Raw genomic sequence first — 17,913 nt, 5'->3', positions numbered from 1 at the left:
GGCCACAATCGTCCTTCTGACCAACCCCTTGTAATATAAAATAATATTTCCTGCTCCACCGTTTTTGACAATTTGATCTAGTTTGGTTGGACAAGCGCCGAAGCTTGTGGAACTTTAATAGAGTAAGTTATCTATCAATAGGCCGCCCTCATGTCGCGTTTTGCTCCGCTGAAGTGGACGGCGCTTGTCCCTCTGGCTCTGACCACGGCCGGCTGTGCTACGGCGCCGCTGGAGCGGGCCGGCTCGCTGCGCAGCTACGACAGTCTCGCCGATGCCAACGGCCTGGTGACGCGGGCGCAGATCAAGGCCGACAAGAAGGAGCTGCTGGAGGCCAAGACGATCCGATTCGAACCGACGGCGTTCCCGGCGCGCCCGGATGTCGCGCTGAGCGAGGATGAGCGGAAGCTGGTGGCCAACGCGATCAGCCGCGAAATGTGCCTGAGATTGAGCGAGAGGTTCCAGATCGTCCTGCCCGGTGAAGAGGCCGATCTGACCGTCAGGGCCACGGTCACGCATGCCACGGCGACGAATGCGACCGTGTCAGCGGCATCGCAGGCTGCCTCCATCGCCAAGACCGTGGCGTTGCCGGGCGTTCCGGTGCCGGTGCCGCGGCTTCCGGTCGGGCTCGGCACGCTGTCGGTCGAGGCCGAGGCGCGCAACTTCGCCGGGTTCCAGAAGGCGGCCATGGTGTGGGCACGCAGCGCCAATTCGGTGTCCACGGCGCGGATGGCCAAGGACGGGGACGCCTATGACCTCGCGTCTGAATTCGGCGCCGATTTCGCCAGACTGGTATCGACCGGCGAGTCGCCCTTCGGCGGTCTGCCGTCGCTGCCAGCGGCCTCGAGCCTGCCGGCCAAGCTGGGTGGCGCTCCCAAATATGCCGCATGTGAGCAGTACGGACGCTTTCCTGGCCTGAAAGGCTTCGTCGGGGCCGGCCTTGGCCTGCCGCCCGACTGGACCGACAAGGGCGCCGACGAAGCCAGGCCCGGCATGCCGCAGCCTGCGGTCGCCAGCGTGGAGCAGCAAGCGTCGCGATGAAGTCTGCCGCCTCTTTCCGCGCTTTGGCCCCGCGCGTCGCACTCGCTTTCGCGGCGTCGCTGCTGCTGGCGGCGTGTGCCGCCGTGATGCCGCGCAATGCGCTGCCCGAGGCGGCGGCCGTCGCGGCCGAGCCGGTCGGCTTCCGCGACGTGCGCTATTGGGGCGATGAGCCGGCGCCGCGTTTCGCCGAGGCCGCGATGCAGCGCGCGTCGGCCGAGATCGCCACCTCGCGTCCGCTGAATTTCCTGGCGATCTCCGGTGGCGCCGAGAACGGCGCGTTCGGCGCCGGGCTTCTGGTCGGCTGGAGCGAGGCCGGCAACCGGCCGTCGTTCGACATGGTGACTGGCGTGAGCTCGGGCGCGCTGATGGCTCCGTTCGTCTTCCTCGGCCGCGAGCACGACGATCGGCTGCAGGAGGTCTTCACCGCCTATGAGCGCAAGGACATCTTCACGGTCAATGTTCCCGGCCTGCTGCAGGGCTCGGCGCTCGCTGACAACACGCCGCTGTCGCGGCTGATCGAGAAATATGTCGACCGCGACTTCTTGCGCGACATTGCCCGCGAGAGGCGCAAGGGCAGGGTGCTCTTGATCGGCACCACCAATCTCGATGCGCAGCGGCCGGTGCTGTGGGACATGGGCCGCATCGCCGTGGCCGACACGCCGGAGGCCGTCGATCTGTTCCGCAAGGTGCTGCTCGCCTCCGCCACCGTCCCCGGCGCTTTCGCGCCCGTGCGCATCAAGGTGAAGATCGGCGACAAGGACTATGACGAGCTCCATGTCGATGGCGGCGTCACAAGGCAGGTTTTCATCGGCCCCTCGGTGCTGCGTCTGGTCGCCGGCCACGGGCCACGCAGGACCGTGAATGGCGCGCATCTCTATGTCATCCGCAATGCCCGCATCGATCCGCAATGGGAGAGCGTCGGCGCCGACGTGCTGTCGGTCACCCAGCGCTCGCTCTCGACGCTGATCAAGAACCAGGGCATCGGCGATATCTATCGGATCTACTCGGTGGCGAAATTCAACGGCATTGATTTCAATCTCGCGAGCGTGCCCGGAGACTTCCAGGTCAAGGCTGACGGTCCGTTCGATCGCAGCTACATGACGGCGCTGTTCGACCGCGGCCACGATATGGGCCGGCGCGGCTATCCCTGGGTGAAGAGCCTGCCGGGGCTCGAGTCCAACGATCATGGCATCACGGCCCAGCTGCCGGCGCACACCATGGCGGCGGCGCGATGAACCGTCGTCGCATCAACTCTGGGGCGATGGGGACGGCTGCGCGACGCGCCTTGGCCGCAACGGCGCTGTGTGTCGTGTCGCTGGTCGGCGGCTGCACCACGTCTGGCACGACCCCGTCGGCCACCAGCCCGTCCGCCACGGCGACGCAGTTCGGCACCACGTACAACTATCTCCCGGTCAACGACCTGCCCCATGACGACCAGCGCCCGGTGCTGTCGCCGGAGCAGCAGGAGAAGCTGCGCAAGGAGCTCGCGGCGGTGCGCGACCGCCAGGTCCCGGCTGCGGGCAAGGCGCCCGCCGCCAAGCCGGGCGCGACAACTGCTGCCGCGAAATAGCGGCAAACGACGTTCGATGTTTCGCAGCAGGTCTGCGCTGGCGCGTCGACGAGCACGCGCGAGATACGCCAACTGACAGGTTTCGAATGGGAGTAGAACGCGTGACCGACCACACCGAGCCGACGCCATCGAAGCGAACCAATGCCGCCAAGGTGCGCAAGGCTGCGCAACATCCGAAGCGTCCAGGCGCGGCTTGCAAGGCGGAGCCGGGCGCCTTCATTCCCGTCGTCGATCACAACAAATGCGAGGCGAAGGGCGATTGTGTCGAGGTGTGTCCCTACGACGTGTTCGACGTCGGCCCGATCCGCGCTGCGGACTTCCGCACGCTGTCCTTCCTCGGCAGGATGCGCGTCCGCTTTCACGGCATGAAGACGGCATATACGCCGAACAGCCAGCTGTGCCTCGCCTGCGGCCTGTGTGTTGTCGCCTGTCCCGAGCGCGCGATCGATCTCGTCGCGGCCGCGGCAAGCGAGGAACGTCCGCTATCGCGCTGAACGCGGCGGCACGGCGAGGCCGCATGACGTCAACGTGGCCTCGCGACGACCGGCATCGCGAACGCGCCAAGTCCCCGCGTTAGGCCGGTGGCTGGAAGCTCTTCAGCGCGCGGCTCTTGTACTCGTAGAGCTTTCCGGTCTCCGTCCAGGACGGCAGGCACATCGGCACGATGAACTCGGCGACCTGCTCGGGCGTCTCCAGGGTCATCGGGTCTTCGCCGGGAAACACGGTGGCGCGCATCCGCGTGCGGATCGGCCCCGGGCTGAACAGGTTCACGCACAAGGGCGTGCGCTCTGTCTCATGAGCCCAGACCCGCGCCAGCGTTTCCACCGCCGCTTTGGTCACCGCATAGGGGCCCAGATAGGCCTGCGCCTTATGGGCGGCGCCGGAGGTCAGGAACACGGCGCGACCGGCGTCGGAGGCCTTCAGCAGCGGCTCCATGCAGCGGATCAGCTGGACGTTGGCGGTGAGATTGACCGCGAGCACATCGTTCCACGCCTTCAGGTCGATATGGCCGAGCGGCGAGGAGGGGCCGGGCACGGCGGCATTGCCGACGAGGATGTCGAGCCGACCATGGCGCTCGTGCAGCGCGGCGCCGAGCCGCGCGATGCCGTCGGTATCGGCCATGCTCAGCGGCACCAGCGTGGCGCCGTTGCCGGTCTCTTTGCGGATCTCGTCATCGAGTTCCTCGAGCCCGCCTTGCGTGCGTGCAACAGCCACGACATGCGCGCCGGCGCGGGCGAGCGCCCGCGCCGTCGCGTAGCCGATGCCCCGCGAGGCGCCGGTGACGAGGGCAATACGATTGGCGAGGGGTAGGGTCATCATGCAGCGTCCATCGTCGTCCTGGCCTCATGCGCGAAGCATTGTGCGCTGAACCGCGCGAACCGCCAGGACCCATCCTCCAGGCCTTATGATGGAGTTGGACGCCCGTGGCTAGTGTCACCCGATAACCGGGAACCGCTCGTTTTGGTTTCCGGCACCGGCTTCAGGGCCGGCGCGTTGCAGTCACGCGGCGGCACAGCGAGGCGGCGAATCCGGAAGCTCCGGATGAACGCATGGGACATCGGGAGCGTCCGGGTCCGATGCCGCGCATCGTCCCGGATCCCCCTGTGGTGGCGCCGGGCGGGAGCCTCAGCTCGCTTCCGCCAGCAACGACAGCTGATGCTGCGTCGGCTCGACCAGCGATTGGTCGGTCAGATGGGTCGGATAATTGCCGGTGAAGCAGTGGTCGGCATATTTCGGCGCTGCCGGGTCGCGGGCCGGCTCGCCCATGGCGCGGTACATGCCGTCGATCGACAGGAAGGCCAGCGAATCGGCGCCGATCAGCTCGCGCATCTCCTCGAGCGAATGCGTCGCCGCCAGGAGACCACCGCGGTCCGGCAGGTCGATGCCATAATAGTCGGGGTAGAGGATCGGCGGTGACGCCAGGCGGAAATGCACCTCGGTGGCGCCGGCATCGCGCATCATGCGCACGATCTTGCGCGAGGTGGTGCCGCGCACCAGCGAGTCATCGATCAGGATGATGCGCTTGCCTTCGATCGCGGCACGGTTGGCCGAGTGCTTCATGCGGACGCCGGATTCGCGGATCGCCTGCGTCGGCTGGATGAAGGTGCGGCCGACATAGTGATTGCGGATGATGCCGAGCTCGAAGGGCACGCCGGAATGCTGGCTGTAGCCGATCGCCGCCGGCACGCCGGAATCCGGCACCGGAACGACGACATCGACGTCGGGATGGCTCTCGCGCGCGAGCTGCGCGCCGAACGCCTTGCGCACCTCGTAGACCGAGCGGCCGCCGACGATGGAATCGGGGCGGGCGAAATAGATGTATTCGAACACGCAAGGACGCGCCGGCTTGGGCGGGAACGGCTTGTGGCTGTGCGCGCCAGTTTCGTCGAAGATCACGACTTCGCCGGGCTCGATGTCGCGGATGTAGCGCGCGCCGATCATGTCGAGCGCGCAGGTCTCGGACGCCAGGATCGGGCAGCCGTCGAGCTCGCCATAGACCAGCGGGCGGATGCCGAGGGGATCGCGGGCGCCGATCAGCTTCTTGTTGGTCATGCAGACCAGCGAATAGGCGCCTTCGAGCGCGCGCAGCGCCTCGATGAAGCGGTCGATGAAATTGGTGCGCCGGGAGTGCGCGACGAGGTGCAGGATCACCTCGGTGTCGGTGGTCGACTGCATGATCGCGCCGGCGCGCACCAGCTCGCGGCGCAGGGTGAGGCCGTTGGTGAGGTTGCCATTGTGGCCGACGGCGAAGCCGCCGGCGCCGAGCTCGGCAAACAGCGGCTGCACGTTACGCAGGATGGTCGCGCCGGTCGTGGCATAGCGGACATGGCCGATCGCCGCATTGCCGGGCAGCCGTTCGATCACCTCGCGACGGGAGAAGGTGTCGCCGACCAGGCCGAGCCGGCGCTCGCTGTGAAAGCGCGTGCCGTCATAGGACACGATGCCGGCGGCCTCCTGGCCGCGATGCTGGAGCGCATGCAGGCCGAGTGCAGTGATCGCGGCGGCATCGCTGTGCCCATAAATGCCGAACACGCCGCACTCTTCGCGCAGCGTGTCTCCGTCCAGGTCAGGGTCTCTGAGGTCAGCTTGAGGTCCGAAGTCCAGATCCGCGTGGGAGTCCGTTTGGGCTTCGCCGGAAGAATCGTGGTGCAGGTCCATCGCGCCTCTCTTCTGGGCTTGGCTCACTTGGCCGCGGGTTTTTCGATCAGCTTCTTCAAGCTGTCGCGGGCAGGCTTGCTGTACCCATCGCCGCCCACTCCGGGCGACTCGGTGTCAGTCTGGTCGTCGTCCGGCTTGTTCTTCTTGAATTTCTTTAAAATGGTGTTCTCGGGATCATCAGGCAAGAGCGACATCAGCCAATCCCCGGTTCCCTGCAGCACCACCCGCGATTTCGCCGCGGTGACCCAGTCGGGACGCTGCTTGTCCGGCACCAGCCAGCTGAAGAACAGGAAAGCGACCACGACGATCAGGAGGCCACGGCCCAGTCCAAACAGGAAGCCGAGGGTCCGATCGAGCGCGCCGATGCGCGAATCGAGGATCATGTCGGAGATCTTCACCGTGATCACCGAGACGATCAGCAGGGTGCCGACAAAAGTACCGGCGACGACCACCACGCTCGCGACCGTGTCGTTGTTGAAATAGGTCTTGGCGGTCGGCAGCAGCTTGGAGAATGAATAAAGCGTTACCAGAGCCGCCGCGCCCCAGGCCGCGATCGACAGGACCTCGCGCATGAAGCCGCGAACCATCGCGAGCAGCCCCGAAACCAGCATGACGCCGAGCAGGATGAGATCGAGGATCGTTATCGGCATCGGCTGATCAGGTCCGCTTCACAGGTCCAAGGTTCGCTTCGCGTCGACGAGGACCGCCCTCCAGGCGGAGGAGAGCAGGGTTCCCCGGCAAATCCGGATGCCGCACGCTCCCGTGCCGGCCCGGATGCGGCGTTGTATAGCGGCGAGTCATGGGGACGTCACGGTCCGCCTAGCCGTCCTGACGGCGGAATCTCGCTGGTGTGGCATTTTTTTCGGCATGGCTCGGCGCGCGGCGGCCCTGATCCCGCATATCGCCATCATCGCGGGCCACGTCCTGGCGGGCGCGTGGGGTTCCGCGCGCGGCAATGTCGGCCACCAGGCTGGTCAAGCCACCGACGGTATTCAAGGTTAGGCCGGCATCGCCGCCGGCCTCGCCGCGCGCGCGCTCCGGCAGCACGACGCGGCCGAAGCCGAGCTTGGCGGCTTCCTTCAGCCGTGCCGAGGTCTGCGCCACCGGCCGCACCGCGCCGGACAGCGAGATTTCGCCGAAATAGACTGCATCCGGCGGCAGTGGCGCGTTGACCAGCGACGACACCAGCGCCGCGGCGGCGGCGAGATCCGCCGCCGGCTCGTTGATGCGCAGGCCGCCGGCAACATTCAGATACACGTCGTAGCCTGACAGTTTGACGCCGCAATGCGCCTCCAGCACCGCCAGCACCATCGACAGCCGGCTCGGATCCCAGCCGACCACGGCGCGGCGCGGCGTGCCCAGCGAGGTCGGCGCCACCAGCGCCTGGATTTCGACCAGCACCGGCCGCGTGCCCTCGATCCCGGCAAACACGGCGGTGCCGGGGCTGCCGAGATCGCGCTCGGACAGGAACAGCTCGGAGGGATTGGTGACCTCGCGCAGGCCGAGCCCGGTCATCTCGAACACGCCGATCTCGTCGGTCGGGCCGAACCGGTTCTTGACCGCGCGCAGGATGCGGAACTGCTGCGAGCCTTCGCCCTCGAACGACAGCACTGCGTCGACCATGTGCTCGACGACGCGGGGGCCGGCGATCTGGCCGTCCTTGGTGACGTGGCCGACCAGGATGATGGCGGCGCCGGATTTCTTGGCGAAGCGAATCAGCATCTGCGCCGAGGCGCGGACCTGGGTCACCGTGCCCGGCGCCGATTCGACCGTGTCGGTCCACATCGTCTGGATCGAATCGATCACGATCAGCCGGGGCACGCCGCCCTCGGACAGGGTCGAGATGATGTCCTCGACTGAGGTCTCCGATGCAAGCTGCACCGGGGCGTCGGCGAGCCCCAGCCGCTCGGCGCGTAGCCGCACCTGGGCCACCGCCTCCTCGCCGGAGATGTAGACCGCGCGATGGCCGGCGCGCGCCATCATCGCGGTGGCTTGCGTCAGCAGCGTCGATTTGCCGATGCCGGGATCGCCGCCGACCAACAGCACCGAACCGCGGACGAAACCGCCGCCGGTGACGCGGTCGAGCTCGGTCATGCCGGATGACAGCCGCGGCGCGTCGATGCTCTTGCCGGTCAGGGATTCCAGCTGGAAGGTGCGGCCCTTGCGCTTGGAGCGCAGCGACAGCGGCGCCGAGGTCGCGCCGGTGGTGTCCTCTTCCGCCAGCGTGTTCCACTCGCCACAGGCCTCGCATTTGCCCTGCCAGCGCGAATAGGCCGCGCCGCAATTCTGGCAGACGAAGGAGAGGGCATTCTTGGCCATGAGCGGAGAATCGATGCGGTCAGGAGTGGGTGGCGTTCCATAACATACTTAGGCCCGCGGCCAGCATGATGCCATCCATCACCAGGCGGAACACATCCGGCTTCATGTGCAAGACGAAGCGCTTGGCGACGAAGGCGCCGGCCATCAGCGAGCCGCCGGCGATCAGGCCCTTGAGCAGGATGTCCGGCGTCAGCGCGCCGAAGCGCTGGAAGGTGACGGATTTCGACAGATAGAGCCCGAGCGAGCTCGCGGCTTCCGTGGCGAGGAAAGCGCCCTTCGACAGGCCATAGAACAGGAACAAGGGCACGCTGAGCGGCCCGGTCGAGACCACGATGCCGGTCAGAAATCCGATGATCGCCCCGCCCAGCGCAAGATGCCAGAGATTGGCCTTGATCTCATGGCGCGTCAGCCAGTGCCGCACCGGCACCATGGCCATCAGAAACAGCCCGATCGTGATGTCGACAGCCTGCGAGGGCAGGATCAGGAGCGTGCGCGCGCCGAGCGCCGCCGCCGGAATGCCCGTCACTGAATAGGCCGCGCAGGCGCGCCAGTCGACCTCGCGCCACCACGCCAGGATGCGCGACAGGTTCGCCATCACGGCGGCCACCGCCATGATCGGCACGGCCTCCTTCGGTCCGTACTCATAGGCGAGGACCGGCATCAGCATGATCGACGAGCCGGTGCCGACGATGCCCGACAAGGTGCCGGCGATGAGGCCGACGGCGAGGACGAACAGGAAGCCCACGATAATTCTCTTCCTTGAAGGGCGAGATCTCTCCCCACGTCATTGCGAGCGAAGCAATCCAGCGATGCGGGCGAGACCCTGGATTGCTTGGTCGCGAAGCCCGCCTTCGGGCTCGCTGCCGACGAGACCCGGGGGCTCCTCGCAATGACGGAGGAGAGAGCTGCCTCGTGTGGTTAACGGCTGGTTCGACGGGAATCAAAATCGCCGATGATTGTGCGTCTGCATCTTTAAAAGTTGAAGCGTATTCGTCGCATGTCCGCTGGTGAATTCGGGCGCTGACGATGAGCAGAGAAACAATGTCCTTGCAGATGCCGCCGTCCCAGACGGCAACCGCCGAAGCCGAGTGTCCCTGGTTCGCAGCTGCGATGCTGGCCATGGAAGCCGGCGAAGTGATCCGGTTGCGGATGGAGAAGTTCGCGCGCGGCGAGGCCGATGCGTGCGAGGAGGCGGAACTCATGGTCTGCGAAAAGATCGCCGCAACGCTGGAGGCCACGGCGAAGCTGATGGCGGGCGCGAGCCCGGCGGCGATCGTCGATCTCTATCGCGACTACGTCGCGGCGAACGCCAGGCGGCTTTCCGCGTAACGCGAATGCCGTGAGCGAAGGACAGCGCCGGCCCGCGGTCGCTGGCGGCGACTTCCCGGAGGCTGATGTGGCCGACACTGCCCTCCGCGGCGCGCCGCTTACAGCGCCGCGCGAAGACGAAGCCGGCTCGTTCCGAGCCACACCAGCAGAGCAGTGCCGAGCAGGACGAGCGTCGCCGCGACGATGACGGTCAGAAACGCCTGATCGAAGGCGCGATGCGCGTGTGACGTGACGACCGCGGCGATGTCGGTCGGCAGGCGTTCGGCCGCGATCAGCGCCGCATCGATGCTGTCGCGCGCGGCGCTGGGAACGCCCGCGCCGTCGGGCAGCACCATGACGGCCGTATAGACCCCGGACAGAATGCTTCCGAAAATGCTGATGCCGATGGTGCCGCCGAGCTCGAACGACACCTCCTCGATCGAGGCGGCCATGCCTGCGCGGCCTTCGGGCGCGTGAGTCATCACGGCGTTGGAGGCGGCCGCCATGGACGCGCCGAGCCCGAGACCGTTGATCGCGATACAGATCAATTGCAGCGCCAGATCATTATTGTAGCAGAGCAGGTAGCCGGCCGCGCCGATGCTTGAGATCGCGAGCGCGCCGGACATCGTGGTGGCGGCTCCGACGCGACCGAGCATCAGGCTTGCGAGCGGCCCGCCGATGAACGCCCCGAGCGGCGCCGGCAGGATGTACAATGCCGCTTGCAGCGGCGAATAGCCGAGGACGAGCTGCAGGCGCTGGCTGATCGCCAGCTCGGTGCCCGCGATGGCAAGCGATGCCACGATCGCGGTGATCACGCCGAGCGCGAACTCGAGGTTCCGGAACAGGGTGAAGTCGAGCAAGGGATCCTTGAGCCGCAATTGGCGGCGCACGAACACCGTCAACATGATGGCGGTCGCGATCGCCGCCCCGATGAGAATGACAGCGGAAGACTGGCGGCTGCCGAGCTCTTCGACAACATAGGCAAACCCGATCAGCCCGGCCATCACCTGGATTGAACCAGGCAGGTCCCAGTCGCGCTCGGTGCGGGTGGCCGGGGCCGGGATCAGCAGCAGGCCGGCGACCAGCGCCAGGATGACCAGCGGCACGTTGATCAGGAACACCGAGCCCCACCAGAAATATTCCAGCAGAACGCCGCCCACCAGGGGCCCGACCGCCGCGCCGCTGGATGCGACGGCACCCCAGATGGCGATGGCGAGCGCTCGTTCGTGGTCATCGGAGAAGGTGATGCGAATGATGGACAGCGTCGCCGGCATCATCAGTGCCGCGCCGATGGCGAGCAGGACGCGGCCGCCGATCAGGACCATGGCGGTCGGCGAATAGGCGGCAACGAGAGAGGCCAGTCCGAACACGATGAGCCCGGCGACGAATGTCCTCTTGTGCCCGACGCGATCGCCGAGCGAGCCGAAGCCTGGAAGGAGACCGGCGACGACGAGGCCATAGGCCATGACGATCCACAATTTCTCCGACGCTGTTGCGCCGAGCTCATAGGTCAGGCTGGGCAGCGCCGTATAGAGCACCGTCATGTCGATCACGACGAGCGCGAGCGCGCCGGAGACGGTCAGAAGAATGAGCCAGCGGCTGCGTTTCGACGTCCGCGTCATGTGCGTTGCCCCAGGATCGTCTCGGCGTTGATCCCCGAGTAGCATCATTTCGGAAACAGGACAGCCAGGCTTGCCTGAAACTGCCAAGGCGATGCGTGGTCAACCGCCAGATCCAGCAACGACATGGATACGATTCGCGAGCGAATGAGGCGTGTATGGCCACCGGCAAGAACCTTGAGTTGGTCGCGTGCGCGTCGCATGGGCACGATCGTCGTTTCGCTGCGCGACATCGTCGCCGCGTTCGCCGGATCGCTGGTCCTGCTGGCAGCGATCCGGCTGTGGGGCATCGCATGCGAACCGAAGCCGCGCTGACGCCCGGTCGTCAGCGCGACGGCGCCGTGAGCTGCGCCCGCCAGTCGCGCGGGCGCATGCCGAAACGCTGCTTGAAGCGGCGCGTGAAATGCGACAGATCCGAAAATCCCCAGTCGAAGGCGATGCTGCCGATGTCGCGCGCGGCGCAGGCGGGATCGCAAAGGTCGCGCGCGGCGCCATCCAGCCGGCGCTCCATCACCAGCTCGGAGAAGCTGGTGCCGGCGCGGGCCAGCAGCTTGTGCACATAGCGCTCGCTGATGCCCACCATGCGGGCGATGGTCGCGACCGTCAGGCCCGGCTCGCGCAGCCGCTCGTGAATGGCGCGGCGCAGCGCCAGCGTGGTCGCGTCGGCGAACGAGGTGGTGGCATGCGCCTCGCTCCGGAAGCTGCGCGACACGCCGAGTGCGACGAGATCGAGCAGCACGTCGAACAGCGCGGCGGTGTCGTCCGCTGCGAGCCGCAGCGCGTTGGCGTTGAGCGAGCGCGCCGTCTCGACGATCAGCGCGCCGACGCAAGGATCGTCGGACAGCCGCATCGGCGCGATGTCAGGCGCGGTCGGCAGCCGGCTGAACAGCGCTTCGGCGGGAACGCGGAATGAGATGACGCCGAGTGACGGTCCGCGATCATGCTGCAGCGCGAAGGTGCGGTCGCTGTCGAAGATGCCGACCTGGCCCGCCGACAGGCTGACCTCGCAATCGTCCTGCACGATGGTGCAGCGGCCGGCGAGCTTGAGATTGAGATAAAAGCAGCGCTCGGCGGAGGCGGCGATGTCGGCGCGCGAGCGGCGCACCACATGCTCGGGAAAGGTCACGCGGTTGATCGCGCCGGCCGTGTCTGTCCCGTCTCTGCTGATGCCGATGCTTTGGACCTCGGCCGCAAAGCCGACGCCGCGGGTCGGTTCAGGCGTCAGGTTCATGAAGGCCTGGCAGATCGCCTCGCGGTAATAGGAGAATTGCTCGGCCGGCCGTACCGCCGCGGTATTCCAGCTCCGCAGCCGTTGCGGCTCCGCGCCAGGCATCGGTTCACTCCGAGACCATTCGGGTTCAGTTGCAGCCAAGCGCGGCGGCTGCCGCGCGGCCATGTTTGCTTGCACCGCCATCAACAGTGCAAAGGAACCTGATCATGTCAACCTACGTCCTGGTCCACGGCGCCTGGCATACCGGCGCCGAGCTCGAGCCGGTCGCGGCGCATATCCGCTCTGCCGGGCATATCGTGCATCTGCCGACCATCCGCGGCAACCGTCCGGGCGACGCCAAGACCATCGGTCTCGACGAGGCGATCCAATCGATCTGCGACTATTTCACCGAGCAAGACATCACCGATGCCATCTTGATGGGACACTCCTATGGCGGCATGGTCATCACCGGCGTCGCCGATCGCATCCCGACGCGCATCCGCCGCTTGATCTACTGGAATGCGTTCGTGCCGAATGATGGCGAGTGCCTCAACGACATGGTGCCGCCGCAATATGTCGCGCTGTTCGACGCGGTGGCCGCCGCGCGCGGCGACGGCTCGGTGGTGTTGCCATTCCCGATCTGGCGCGAGGCTTTCATCAACGACGCCGATCTTGCCACGGCGACACGCGCCTATGAGGTGCTCAATCCGCATCCGAACAAGACCTTCACTGATGCGATCAGGCTGCGCACCAATCCGGCCGAAATGACCATCGCCAAATCCTACATCAATTGCACCGAGGACACCGCGCTGCCGCACGGTCTGCCGTGGCATCCGCGGCTGTCGAGCAAGCTCGGCCTGTTCCGGCTGGTGCAGGTGCCCGGCAGCCATGAGCTGTGCTTCTCAGATCCGGCGCGGCTGGCGCAGGCGATCATGGATGCGGGGCGCGACTGAGCGGCTATGTCAGCACGATCCAGGCCGGCGCGTGATCGCTCGCGCCGTCCTCGCCGCGGATGGCGCGGTCGATGCCGGCCTTGGTCAGGCGCGGCGCGAGCTGCGGGCTGAGCAGCAGGTGATCGAGCCTGAGCCCCGCATCGCGCGGCCAGCGGTTGCGCTTGTAGTCCCAGAAGGTGAACATCGGCTGGTCCGGATGCAGCGTGCGGATCGCGTCGCACCAGCCCTGATCGAGCAGCGCCTTGAAGGCCGCGCGGCTCTTTGGCTGGATCAGCGCGTCCTTGTCCCATGACCGCGTCGGATAGATATCCAGCGGCGTGGGTGCGACGTTGTAGTCGCCGGCGAGCACGACCGGCAGGTCATCCTTGATGAAATCAGCTGCGTGCCTGTGCAGCCGCTTGAACCACTCGATATAGCGCGCGTCCTTGTCCGCAGGCGCGCCGGGCAGGGCAGTGCGGATCAACACCGGCTCTGCTTTGCGCGCGAGGATCGCAACCCCGTTCCAGGTCTTCTGACCCTGCCACACCGCGCCATAGCCGGCCTTGGCGATGGCGTCAGCCGGGAATTCGGCCTGTGCGCATTTCAGCTCCTGCAGGCAGACGATGTCCGGCCTGGCGCTGCGCAGCCAGGAGAGCAAATTGGGGAGGCGCCGCCTGACATTGTTGATGTTGAAGGTCGCAATCTTCATGATGCCTGCACAAGGAGGGGAGACCGGATGTCCAAGCTCGCAGGCGCCATTTTGTTCATCGGGCTCATCGGCGCCGCCTGCGCCGCGTCCGCCCAGCAGCTGCCGACCGACGAGCAGCGCGCTGCCTGCCAGGCCGATTACATCAGGTTCTGCCTGGACACGCTGCCCGGCAACGGGCGCATCGTCGCCTGTCTCACCCGGCAATATGCCCAGCTCTCCGAGGCCTGCAAGAAGGTGCTCGACGACGCCAAGAAGGAATAGGGGCCTGGGCGCCGGCCTAGGAACGGTCGTGGGCCCGCCTGATTGCCACCTGCGCCCCGCCAAGAAGCGACCATGCTCCTGATCAAGCTGGCCGCTCCACGCGGATATTGGGGGGGCCAATGATCGGACGAGAGGCGGCGCGGGCGCTGGTACGGGTGATCCGATCGCGGTATCGCGATCACCGGACGGAACTCCACGCGCTGCGGCAGCGGATCGGACGCGGCGACATCGTCTGCGACATCGGGGCGAACAAAGGCAGCTTCCTCTATTGGCTGGCGCGCTGGTCGGCGCCCGGGCGCGCGATTGCATTCGAGCCGCAGCCGGATCTCGCCGACGGCCTGTCGCGGCTGTGCGCGAGCTTCGCGCTGAGCAATGTGACCATCGAGCGGCGCGCGGTGTACTCGTCATCGGGGTCGCGAACGCTGTTCATCCCGGACGGGCATCAGCCGGGCGCGTCGCTGCTGCAGCCGGCCGAGGCCTTCCGGCCGATCGAGGTGCAGACGATTTGCCTGGACGACTACGTGTCCGGCGGCGACATGGTCTCCGCGATGAAGATCGACGTCGAGGGGGCGGAGCTCGATGTCCTGCGCGGCGCCGTGACCACCTTGCGGCGCTGCCGGCCGTTGATCGTGCTGGAATGCGACCGCCGCCTCGCCACGCTGGAGCGGATGCGCGAGACCTTCGCGCTGCTGCGCGGCCTCGGCTATTCCGGCAGCTTCGTGCGCCGCGGCCAGCTGCTCCCGTTGGCGAATTTCGATCCCGAGCTCCATCAGCGCACTGATGGCGAATGGTTCTGGAAGAGCAAGGACTACTGCAACAATTTCGTGTTCAGCAACTGAGCCGGACAGCCGGCGGCGCTTGCGCGCGGCCGGCGTTTCATCCGGCCTTGCTGCCGGTGACGATCGCCAGCGCCTCCACCAGGCGGTCGAGATCCGCCTCGGTCGTGTAGAGCGCCGGCGTCACGCGGATGCATTGTCCGTTGGCGACGCCCGCGCGCCGGACGGTGAGCACTTTGCGCTCGTCGCGCAGCCTTGCGACGATGGCCTCGTTGTCCGCCTTGCTGGTCTTGCCGGCCAGCCGGAACGAGGTGATGGCCCCGTAGAGGCCGGGCTCGTCCGGCGTCAGGATCTCCAGTCCTTTGAGCGCGCGGGCGCGGCTGACCCAGCTGTCGCGCAAATAGCGCAGCCGCGCCTGCTTGGCCGCGGCGCCGATCTCCTGGTGCAGGGCGATCGCGGTCGGCACCGTCAGCACGGTGGCGAAATTGACCGTGCCGGTATGCACGCGCGAGCGAATGTCGCTCTCGGGAAAGTCTTCATCGCCCATGTCGCGATCGATGCTGTCGAGCCGGTCCTTGCGGATGTAGAGGAAGCCGATGCCGAGCGGTGCGCCGATCCATTTGTGTAAATTGAAACCGACGAAATCGGCTTCGAGATCGCCGACCTTGATGTCGAGCTGGCCCCAGGAATGCGCGGCGTCGACGATGCTGTCGATCCCGCGCGCCTTGGCCATGCGGACGATCTCGGCCACCGGCATCACCAGCCCGGTGCGGTGGCTGACATGGGTGAGCAGCAGCAGCCGCGTCTTCGGATTGGCGTCGAGCGCGCTGGCATAGGCGTCGAGCACGGCCTGCCGCGTTGCCGGCTCGGGGATGTTGAACTTGACGACCTCGACACCGCGCCGCGCCTTGAGCGCGTTCATGGCATATTGCATCGAGTCGTAGTCGAGATCGGCATAGAGCACGCTGTCGCCCGGCTTCAACCGGTTGTAGCCGCCGATCAGAAGCTGCAGCGCCTCGGTCGCGCCGCGCGTCAGCGCGATCTCCTGCGGCGCCGCGCCGACCGCCTCCGCCACCTTGACCCGCACCGCCTCGAAATCGGCGCCGAAGCGCTGCCGCGCGTAGTAGGAGTTCTCTCGGTTGACCATGTCGGTCTGCCGAATGAACTCGCGCCTGACGGGCTCCGGCATCACGCCCCAATAGCCGTTCTCCAGATTGACCACGTCCGGCGTCACCGCATAGAGCCCGCGCACGGTCGACCAATAGGCCTGGTCGGTGGCGATCGCCGTGGCCGATCCGGCCGGCGGCGTCGGCAGGCCCGACAGCGCTCCCTCGGCGGTCGTCGCGGTCCCGGCCAGCGGCAGCACCGCGGTCGCGGCGAGGCCGGCGAGAATCGAACGGCGGCTCGATGTGATGGTGTCGGTCGGGGTCATGGCAGGTTCTCCCTGGGCGTCGCGAGCACAGAGCAATCCGCGACGAAATAGAGATGACGGCGGGGTGACGGTTCGATGTCCTTCCGCATATGCGAGGATCGCGACAGCGCGATCAAGCCGGCCGGGGAGGCGGCAAGGATCGTCCGGTCCGTGCCCGCTTGCGCCGGCGCCCGGCCTATGTCACTGGCGTAAAGATGTCCTCGCCTCCACTCGCCATCATTCCGCCCGCGCACCCGCTCGTCGGGCGGGTCATTCCGCCCGGCAGCAAGTCGATCACCAATCGCGCCCTGCTGCTCGCAGCGCTCGCGCGCGGCACCAGCCGTCTGACCGGTGCGCTGAAGTCGCGGGATACGACCTTGATGGCGGCTGCGCTGCGGCAGATGGGCGTTGCGGTCGACGAGCCCGACGAGACCAGCTTTGTCGTGACCAGTCCGGGCAGGCTGAGCAGGCCGGATCAGCCGCTGATGCTCGGCAATGCCGGCACCGCGATGCGCTTTCTCACCGCGGCGGCGGCGCTCTGCGACGGCACGGTGATCCTCGACGGCGACGAGGCGATGCGCAAGCGCCCGATCGGACCGCTGCTGACGGCGATGCAATCGCTCGGCATCGCGGCCGCCGCGCCGACCGGCTGCCCGCCGGTCACGGTGCAGGGGCGCGGGCATTTCGGTTCCGGCCGGGTCGAGATCGACGGGGCCTTGTCGAGCCAATATGTCTCGGCGATGCTGATGGCCGCCGCTAATGGCCAGGGCCCGATCGATGTCGTGCTCGCCGGCAAGGATCTCGACGCGCGCGGCTATGTCGACCTCACGGTCGCGGCCATGACGGCGTTCGGAGCCGAGGTCACGCTCGTCGACCGCACCACGTGGCGGATCGCGCCGACCGGCTACACCGCGACCGACTTCGTCATCGAGCCCGATGCCTCCGCCTCGACCTATCTGTGGGCCGCGGAGGCGCTGACCCAGGGCCGCATCGACCTCGGTGTTCCGATCGAGGCCTTCACGCAACCGGATGCGAAGGCGGCTCAACTGATCAGGATGTTCCCGCATCTGCCCGCCGTCATCGACGGATCGCAGATGCAGGACGCCGTCCCGACGCTGGCGGTGCTGGCGGCGTTCAACGCGACACCGGTGCGTTTCACGGGCATCGCCAATCTGCGGGTCAAGGAATGCGACCGAATCCGCGCGCTGGCGACGGAATTGTCGCGCATCCGTCCCGGCCTCGGCCGCGAGGACAGCGACGATCTGATCGTCGCGGCCGATCCCGGCCTCGCCGGACAGACGCTGCCGGCGCGCATCGAGACCTACGAAGACCACCGCATCGCGATGAGCTTCGCGCTCGCCGCCTTGCGGATCGGCGGTATCGTCATTCTCGACCCGGCCTGCGTCGGCAAGACCTATCCCGGCTATTGGGATGCGCTGCGCGCGCTGGGCGTGGAGACGCGGCAGCTGTAAGTGGTGACGCGCGGTCTTGCGCGCGCTTTGAGCCGCGATTTGACGTCGCGTCATGCGGACGAGAGACACCGCGCGGCAAAATCGCGAGTTCGCTGGTCGACCCGAGGTGGTGCTCCCTGCGGGTTTGCT

18 protein-coding genes are annotated in these 17,913 nt (G+C 67.0%); 9 read left to right on the top strand and 9 right to left on the bottom strand.

Annotated features, from left to right (window positions below):
• Positions 1 to 150: 150 nt before the first annotated feature.
• From ACVIJ6_RS31755 to ACVIJ6_RS31740, 4 genes are all read left to right on the top strand, one after another.
• Positions 151 to 1,038: a DUF3313 family protein gene (locus ACVIJ6_RS31755; RefSeq protein WP_456775935.1), complete on the top strand. Its 888-nt coding sequence runs from the start codon at positions 151 to 153 to the stop codon at positions 1,036 to 1,038.
• On the top strand, positions 1,035 to 2,273 hold the full coding sequence (locus ACVIJ6_RS31750; RefSeq protein WP_456775934.1) for a patatin-like phospholipase family protein: 1,239 nt from the start codon (positions 1,035 to 1,037) through the stop codon (positions 2,271 to 2,273). The genes ACVIJ6_RS31755 and ACVIJ6_RS31750 overlap by 4 nt, the downstream gene beginning before the upstream one ends.
• Positions 2,270 to 2,608, top strand: coding sequence for a hypothetical protein (locus tag ACVIJ6_RS31745; RefSeq protein WP_456775933.1), 339 nt, complete (start codon positions 2,270 to 2,272; stop codon positions 2,606 to 2,608). The genes ACVIJ6_RS31750 and ACVIJ6_RS31745 overlap by 4 nt, the downstream gene beginning before the upstream one ends.
• Positions 2,609 to 2,709: 101 nt before the next feature.
• Positions 2,710 to 3,102, top strand: a complete 393-nt coding sequence (locus tag ACVIJ6_RS31740) for a 4Fe-4S binding protein (protein ID WP_456775932.1) — start codon at positions 2,710 to 2,712, stop codon at positions 3,100 to 3,102.
• 79 nt (positions 3,103 to 3,181) lie between these two features.
• Here the strand turns inward: ACVIJ6_RS31740 and ACVIJ6_RS31735 are convergent, their stop codons facing one another.
• From ACVIJ6_RS31735 to ACVIJ6_RS31715, 5 genes are all read right to left on the bottom strand, one after another.
• The gene (locus tag ACVIJ6_RS31735; protein WP_456777122.1) at positions 3,182 to 3,925 is read right to left on the bottom strand and encodes an SDR family NAD(P)-dependent oxidoreductase; all 744 of its coding nucleotides are present in this window, start codon (positions 3,923 to 3,925) and stop codon (positions 3,182 to 3,184) included.
• Positions 3,926 to 4,234: 309 nt separating this feature from the next.
• Positions 4,235 to 5,767 carry an amidophosphoribosyltransferase gene (gene purF, locus ACVIJ6_RS31730; protein ID WP_012043871.1) on the bottom strand — a complete coding sequence of 511 codons (1,533 nt, stop codon included), beginning with the start codon at positions 5,765 to 5,767 and terminating at the stop codon, positions 4,235 to 4,237.
• Between the two features lie 23 nt (positions 5,768 to 5,790).
• Entirely contained in the window at positions 5,791 to 6,417 is a 627-nt protein-coding gene (locus ACVIJ6_RS31725) for a CvpA family protein (protein WP_456775931.1), read from the bottom strand.
• 169 nt (positions 6,418 to 6,586) lie between these two features.
• Complete coding sequence (gene radA, locus ACVIJ6_RS31720) at positions 6,587 to 8,086, bottom strand: DNA repair protein RadA (RefSeq protein WP_456775930.1); 1,500 nt, start codon at positions 8,084 to 8,086, stop codon at positions 6,587 to 6,589.
• 19 nt (positions 8,087 to 8,105) lie between these two features.
• Positions 8,106 to 8,831: a sulfite exporter TauE/SafE family protein gene (locus tag ACVIJ6_RS31715; RefSeq protein ID WP_172243180.1), complete on the bottom strand. Its 726-nt coding sequence runs from the start codon at positions 8,829 to 8,831 to the stop codon at positions 8,106 to 8,108.
• Positions 8,832 to 9,127: 296 nt separating this feature from the next.
• On the opposite strand from ACVIJ6_RS31715, the gene ACVIJ6_RS31710 reads away from it, so the two are divergent.
• Entirely contained in the window at positions 9,128 to 9,415 is a 288-nt protein-coding gene (locus ACVIJ6_RS31710; protein WP_456777121.1) for a hypothetical protein, read from the top strand.
• A gap of 98 nt (positions 9,416 to 9,513) precedes the next feature.
• Here the strand turns inward: ACVIJ6_RS31710 and ACVIJ6_RS31705 are convergent, their stop codons facing one another.
• Positions 9,514 to 11,016, bottom strand: coding sequence for an MFS transporter (locus ACVIJ6_RS31705; RefSeq protein ID WP_456775929.1), 1,503 nt, complete (start codon positions 11,014 to 11,016; stop codon positions 9,514 to 9,516).
• Between the two features lie 322 nt (positions 11,017 to 11,338).
• Positions 11,339 to 12,346: a helix-turn-helix domain-containing protein gene (locus ACVIJ6_RS31700; RefSeq protein WP_456775928.1), complete on the bottom strand. Its 1,008-nt coding sequence runs from the start codon at positions 12,344 to 12,346 to the stop codon at positions 11,339 to 11,341.
• Between the two features lie 104 nt (positions 12,347 to 12,450).
• Between ACVIJ6_RS31700 and ACVIJ6_RS31695 the strand changes: the two genes are divergently transcribed.
• Positions 12,451 to 13,176 (top strand): alpha/beta fold hydrolase, encoded by a 726-nt coding sequence (locus ACVIJ6_RS31695; protein ID WP_456775927.1) that lies wholly within the window; start codon positions 12,451 to 12,453, stop codon positions 13,174 to 13,176.
• A 4-nt stretch (positions 13,177 to 13,180) separates the two neighbouring features.
• On the opposite strand, the gene ACVIJ6_RS31690 is transcribed toward ACVIJ6_RS31695, so the two are convergent.
• Positions 13,181 to 13,864, bottom strand: coding sequence for an exodeoxyribonuclease III (locus ACVIJ6_RS31690; RefSeq protein WP_456775926.1), 684 nt, complete (start codon positions 13,862 to 13,864; stop codon positions 13,181 to 13,183).
• A 27-nt stretch (positions 13,865 to 13,891) separates the two neighbouring features.
• Here ACVIJ6_RS31690 and ACVIJ6_RS31685 point away from each other — a divergent pair, with 27 nt between their 5' ends.
• Both ACVIJ6_RS31685 and ACVIJ6_RS31680 read left to right on the top strand, forming a co-directional pair.
• The gene (locus ACVIJ6_RS31685; RefSeq protein ID WP_456775925.1) at positions 13,892 to 14,125 is read left to right on the top strand and encodes a hypothetical protein; all 234 of its coding nucleotides are present in this window, start codon (positions 13,892 to 13,894) and stop codon (positions 14,123 to 14,125) included.
• Positions 14,126 to 14,244: 119 nt separating this feature from the next.
• Positions 14,245 to 14,964 (top strand): FkbM family methyltransferase, encoded by a 720-nt coding sequence (locus ACVIJ6_RS31680; protein ID WP_456775924.1) that lies wholly within the window; start codon positions 14,245 to 14,247, stop codon positions 14,962 to 14,964.
• A gap of 37 nt (positions 14,965 to 15,001) precedes the next feature.
• On the opposite strand, the gene ACVIJ6_RS31675 is transcribed toward ACVIJ6_RS31680, so the two are convergent.
• Entirely contained in the window at positions 15,002 to 16,333 is a 1,332-nt protein-coding gene (locus ACVIJ6_RS31675) for an aminotransferase class V-fold PLP-dependent enzyme (protein ID WP_456775923.1), read from the bottom strand.
• A 194-nt stretch (positions 16,334 to 16,527) separates the two neighbouring features.
• On the opposite strand from ACVIJ6_RS31675, the gene ACVIJ6_RS31670 reads away from it, so the two are divergent.
• Positions 16,528 to 17,784: a 3-phosphoshikimate 1-carboxyvinyltransferase gene (locus tag ACVIJ6_RS31670; protein WP_456775922.1), complete on the top strand. Its 1,257-nt coding sequence runs from the start codon at positions 16,528 to 16,530 to the stop codon at positions 17,782 to 17,784.
• Positions 17,785 to 17,913: the final 129 nt, after the last annotated feature.

Source organism: Bradyrhizobium sp. USDA 4369, assembly GCF_054056435.1.
This window is presented reverse-complemented; position numbering and strand designations above follow the sequence as displayed.

Bases quoted from the DNA above. Each gene is read 5' to 3' on its own strand.
- ACVIJ6_RS31690 (WP_456775926.1), bottom strand. From the start codon at position 13,864: ATGAAGATTGCGACCTTCAACATCAACAATGTCAGGCGGCGCCTCCCC.
- ACVIJ6_RS31750 (WP_456775934.1), top strand. From the start codon at position 1,035: ATGAAGTCTGCCGCCTCTTTCCGCGCTTTGGCCCCGCGCGTCGCACTC.
- ACVIJ6_RS31700 (WP_456775928.1), bottom strand. From the start codon at position 12,346: ATGCCTGGCGCGGAGCCGCAACGGCTGCGGAGCTGGAATACCGCGGCG.
- ACVIJ6_RS31745 (WP_456775933.1), top strand. From the start codon at position 2,270: ATGAACCGTCGTCGCATCAACTCTGGGGCGATGGGGACGGCTGCGCGA.
- ACVIJ6_RS31675 (WP_456775923.1), bottom strand. From the start codon at position 16,333: ATGACCCCGACCGACACCATCACATCGAGCCGCCGTTCGATTCTCGCC.
- ACVIJ6_RS31705 (WP_456775929.1), bottom strand. From the start codon at position 11,016: ATGACGCGGACGTCGAAACGCAGCCGCTGGCTCATTCTTCTGACCGTC.
- ACVIJ6_RS31680 (WP_456775924.1), top strand. From the start codon at position 14,245: ATGATCGGACGAGAGGCGGCGCGGGCGCTGGTACGGGTGATCCGATCG.
- ACVIJ6_RS31725 (WP_456775931.1), bottom strand. From the start codon at position 6,417: ATGCCGATAACGATCCTCGATCTCATCCTGCTCGGCGTCATGCTGGTT.
- ACVIJ6_RS31755 (WP_456775935.1), top strand. From the start codon at position 151: ATGTCGCGTTTTGCTCCGCTGAAGTGGACGGCGCTTGTCCCTCTGGCT.
- purF (WP_012043871.1), bottom strand. From the start codon at position 5,767: ATGGACCTGCACCACGATTCTTCCGGCGAAGCCCAAACGGACTCCCAC.
- ACVIJ6_RS31670 (WP_456775922.1), top strand. From the start codon at position 16,528: ATGTCCTCGCCTCCACTCGCCATCATTCCGCCCGCGCACCCGCTCGTC.
- ACVIJ6_RS31695 (WP_456775927.1), top strand. From the start codon at position 12,451: ATGTCAACCTACGTCCTGGTCCACGGCGCCTGGCATACCGGCGCCGAG.
- radA (WP_456775930.1), bottom strand. From the start codon at position 8,086: ATGGCCAAGAATGCCCTCTCCTTCGTCTGCCAGAATTGCGGCGCGGCC.
- ACVIJ6_RS31710 (WP_456777121.1), top strand. From the start codon at position 9,128: ATGTCCTTGCAGATGCCGCCGTCCCAGACGGCAACCGCCGAAGCCGAG.
- ACVIJ6_RS31685 (WP_456775925.1), top strand. From the start codon at position 13,892: ATGTCCAAGCTCGCAGGCGCCATTTTGTTCATCGGGCTCATCGGCGCC.
- ACVIJ6_RS31735 (WP_456777122.1), bottom strand. From the start codon at position 3,925: ATGACCCTACCCCTCGCCAATCGTATTGCCCTCGTCACCGGCGCCTCG.